The following is a 4,277-nucleotide window of genomic DNA, read 5'->3' on the forward strand; positions in this document are numbered from 1 at the left end:
AGGGAGCTACACTCCCTTGCGACGCTTGTGCGTCTATCCCTTGTGGACTTGCCGTCCGCAAACAGCATAAAATGCTGTTCGCCGCCAGCAAGTGAAAACACAGCGTAAAGTTATGTTGCGGAAATGTAAACTTGAAGTGGTGGTGACTGAAAGCGTTCTCTGCTATAATGAAATCACCAAATCAAAGGAGGATTTCATTATGAAATTATCAGATAAAATTGTCAGGTTGAGAAAGTCCAATGGAATGTCACAGGAAGAGTTAGCTGATAAGTTGGGAGTATCAAGGCAAGCCATTTCCCGTTGGGAAATGGGAACAGCTATGCCAGATGCAACAAACATTCTTCAACTCAGTAGGCTGTTTCAGGTTACAACAGACTACTTGCTAAATGATGAATACCAAAGCGACAATGACCTGCCGAAGGTTAAGGAAGTCAAAACGGACGGCATCCACCAGATCATGATTTTTCTAATCACTCTTGAAGTGATGGTGTTGATAATTCAATTCATGTCCGTAGTTATCCTGCAAAACATTTTCTTTGGTGTCTTGAGTTTTATTCCTTTTATTGCCATGGTTGGAGGCTTTGAATACGCATATCAAAAAAAGGCAAATGAGCAGAATGAGAGAACATTGCAATTCCGCAAGCGGTTTTACAAAGTCTCCGCATGGTTAGGCACATATTTCCCGATTAGACTATTGGTAAGTGCGTTAGTACATTTTTATCCTCGCCCTATCAATTCGCTTGTTTTGGAATGTGTCATCGCCGTCCTCTATCTAATGACTGCTACCCTCATAACATTAGAGATTGAGAAACACCATCTTCCAAAGAATTGATTTTAGAACATAACGAACACCGAAAATCAGACCGTTGACCTGCGCCGTGTGCGCACAAAGTCAGCGGTCTTTTTTTATACCCATTATCAAAAAAGGAGGTCAAGCACAATGACAAAACCGAAAACCCTTGAACAGCTTAGAGCCGAAAAAGAGCGAGCCGAAGCACAGCTTCTTCAGGAACAGCACAAACTCCAAAGATTGGAACAGAGGAAGAAACACTATGAGAAAGGCGAACGCAAGAAACGCACCCACCGCCTTTGCAATCTGGGCGGCACGATTGAGAGCCTTGCCCCGGAGGTCAAAGATCTCACACGCACCGAAATGACAGAGCTGATGGAACACATCTTTTCTCTGTCCGAAGTCCAGCGAGCCGTCCGTCACATGGCGATTACCCACATCAACAAAGCGAACGGAGGAAAGGAGTTGAAAGCCGATGGCACTATTTCATCTGAGTGTCACGCAGACTAAGCGAAGCGCAGGACAGTCCGCTATCGCTTCTGCTGCCTACCGAGCCGGGGAGCGATTGTATAGCGAGTATTACGGCGAATACAGCGACTACACCCGCAAGGGCGGCGTGATCTGCTCTGACATTCTCCTGCCGTCCCATGCACCGCCCGAATACGCAGACCGCCAGACCCTATGGAACGCCGTGGAAAAAGCCGAGCGTGGAAAGAACGCCCAACTTGCATACAGCTTTGACATTGCCTTGCAGAATGAATTTTCCCTTGAGGAAAACATCGCTCTTGCAAGGCAATTTTTGTTGGAGAACTTTGTGAGCCGGGGCATGGTGGTTGACTTCGCCGTACACCAGCCAGACCGGGAGGACGGCGGCATACCAAACCCGCATTTTCATGTGCTTTGCCCCATCCGCCCCATCGAGCAGAACGGCAAATGGGGACTAAAGCAATGCCGGGTGTATGAGCTGGACGAGGACGGCAACCGTATCCGGGACGCAGACGGAAAGTTTGTGTTCAATGCCGTTCCCACTACCGACTGGGGCAGTCCCGAAACGCTGGAACATTGGCGTGAAGCATGGGCGGAACTATGCAACGCCAAGTTTGCAGAGAAAGGGCTTGATGTTCGCATCGACCACCGAAGCTATGAGCGTCAGGGCGTGGAGCTTCTTCCCACCGTCCATGAGGGCGCAACCGTCCGGGCGATGGAGAAGAAAGGCATACGCACCGAAAAGGGCGAGTTCAACCGCTGGATCAAAGCCACCAATGCCGTTATTCGAGACATCAAGAAGAAAATCACTTCGCTTATGGGCTGGATAGCGGATATGAAAGCCGAGCTTGCCAAGCCACAGGCACCCGACCTTGTTTCTCTGCTGAACGCCTATTACACTCAGCGCAAAGCCGGGGCATATTCCCAGAAAGGCAAAATCAGCAACCTAAAGGAGATGAACGATACTTTCAATTATCTCCGGGCAAACGGCATTTACTCCCTTGAGGATTTGGAACGCCGTGTCAGCGAACACAGTGCTGCCACCGAGAGCTTGAAGAAAACGCTGGACGAGCAGACCGCTCGAATGAAAGCAATCAAGCGGCTCTATGACAGCTCCGCTGCTTTCCAGAACTTGAAGCCTGTCTATGACGGCTTGCAGAAAATCAAGTTTGAGAATCCCAGAGCCAAGTACAAGGCAGAGCATGAAGCGGAACTGATACAGTTCTACGCCGTCAGACGAAAGCTGACCGGGGAGTTCCCGGACGGCAAGGTGGATATGAAAAAGCTGTCCGACGAGTATGACGAGCTGGAACAGGCGCACGAAAGCACCTACGGCGAGTTTAAGGCTGTCAGAGACGATTTACACCGCCTTTGGAAGGTCAAGTCATGCGTAGATACTGCCGCCCGATTTAACGAGCGTACAGAGGAACAAAAGCTCCAAAATCGACCCCAAACACGACAGAAAAAGGAGGAACTATCCCGATGAATTATACCCAAGCACAGATTGACCGGGCAAATGCCGTCAGTCTGGAAGATTTTCTCCGCACACAGGGAGAGACACTGATAAAAAGCGGACGAGAATATCGCTGGAAAGAACATGACAGTCTGACCGTCCGGGGAAACAAGTGGTTTCGCCACAGCCAGAGCAAGGGCGGCTATCCCATTGATTTTGTCATGGAGTTTTACGGCAAGTCCTTTCCCGAAGCCGTCCAGCTCCTGACCGGCGAAAGCGGCGAGGGGCAGACCGAAGCCAGCATAGCACCGCCCACAGCGTTTCACTTGCCCTTGCACAACCGGACAGCCGACAGAGCAATCCAATATCTCACAGAAAGCCGAGGTCTCAACAAAACGCTTGTTGAGGCTTTTCTTCTTTCCGGGGATATTTACGAGGACGCAAAGCGGCACAATGTTGTGTTTGTCGGCAGAGACCGAAGCGGTACGCCGAGATACGCCCATGTGCGAGGAACGGCAGACTCATTCAGACAGGATATTACCGGGTCTGACAAGTCCTATCCGTTCCGCTATGAGGGAAACGGCAACCAGCTCTTTGTCTTTGAAGCGCCGATAGACCTTTTGTCCTTTATCTGCCTTTATCCGCAGGACTGGCAGACAAGGAGCTATCTTGCCCTGGGCGGCGTTTCTGGCAAAGCCCTTGACCATTTTCTTTCTGAACGCAAGGACACCCGAAAAGTGTTCCTCTGCCTTGACAGCGATGCCGCTGGAAATGAAGCCTGCACACGACTGGCACAGTCCATTCCCGGCGAGATCGCCGTCATTTGCCTTGTCCCGGCAAGGAAAGACTGGAACGATGTTCTCCGTCAGCAAGCGGATATTCCAAACCGCAAATTCATAGCCGAGACAATCACGCTGCGAGAACTGCCCACCGCCCAGCCTGTCCCAATGCTCCGTATGGCTGATGTGGAGCTGACGAGCGTGGAATGGCTATGGTTTCCGTATATCCCATTTGGAAAGCTGACCATCATACAGGGCAATCCCGGCGAGGGCAAGACCTACTTTGCCATGCGCCTTGCGGCGGCTTGCACCAATCGAAAGCCTTTGCCCGGTATGGAGACACTTGAGCCTTTCAATATCATCTATCAGACCGCCGAGGACGGTCTGGGTGATACCGTCAAGCCCCGACTGATGGAAGCTGACGCAGACCTTGAACGAGTGCTTGTCATTGACGATAGAGACACGCCGCTGACCCTTGCTGATGAGCGCATAGCAAGGGCAATCCGTGAGAACAACGCAAGGCTGGTTATCATCGATCCGGTACAGGCGTTTCTGGGCGCAGATGTGGACATGAACCGGGCAAATGAAGTCCGTCCCATCTTCCGCAGTCTGGGAGACATTGCACAGGCTACCGGGTGCGCTATCGTGCTGATCGGACACCTCAACAAAGCCGCAGGAACGCAAAGCACCTACCGGGGATTAGGGTCTATCGACATTACGGCGGCAGTCCGCAGTCTGCTCTTTATCGGCAAGCTGAAGGACAGCCCCA

The 4,277-nt window shown here is 51.2% G+C and carries 4 protein-coding genes; all 4 read left to right on the forward strand.

Features of this window, described 5'->3' with window-relative positions:
- Window positions 1–199 precede the first annotated feature (199 nt).
- Window positions 200–832 carry a helix-turn-helix domain-containing protein gene (locus tag DWX91_RS15890; protein ID WP_110442135.1) on the forward strand — a complete coding sequence of 211 codons (633 nt, stop codon included), beginning with the start codon at window positions 200–202 and terminating at the stop codon, window positions 830–832.
- 108 nt (window positions 833–940) lie between these two features.
- A complete protein-coding gene (locus DWX91_RS15895; protein WP_110442136.1) occupies window positions 941–1,300 on the forward strand; it encodes a DUF3847 domain-containing protein in 360 nt (119 codons plus the stop codon).
- Window positions 1,266–2,762, forward strand: coding sequence for a MobQ family relaxase (mobQ, locus tag DWX91_RS15900; protein ID WP_118539744.1), 1,497 nt, complete (start codon window positions 1,266–1,268; stop codon window positions 2,760–2,762). The genes DWX91_RS15895 and mobQ overlap by 35 nt, the downstream gene beginning before the upstream one ends.
- Window positions 2,759–4,277: AAA family ATPase (locus tag DWX91_RS15905; RefSeq protein WP_118539746.1), on the forward strand; the 1,519-nt coding region annotated here is incomplete at its 3' end. The genes mobQ and DWX91_RS15905, both read left to right, overlap by 4 nt.

It is taken from the genome of Clostridium sp. AF22-10 (assembly GCF_003478725.1).
In the GTDB taxonomy this organism is placed as follows: domain Bacteria; phylum Bacillota; class Clostridia; order Lachnospirales; family Lachnospiraceae; genus Otoolea; species Otoolea fessa.

What these genes read in the sequence shown, in the direction of transcription:
- DWX91_RS15890 (WP_110442135.1), top strand. Translation starts at nt 200, where the DNA reads ATGAAATTATCAGATAAAATTGTCAGGTTGAGAAAGTCCAATGGAATG.
- DWX91_RS15895 (WP_110442136.1), top strand. Translation starts at nt 941, where the DNA reads ATGACAAAACCGAAAACCCTTGAACAGCTTAGAGCCGAAAAAGAGCGA.
- mobQ (WP_118539744.1), top strand. Translation starts at nt 1,266, where the DNA reads ATGGCACTATTTCATCTGAGTGTCACGCAGACTAAGCGAAGCGCAGGA.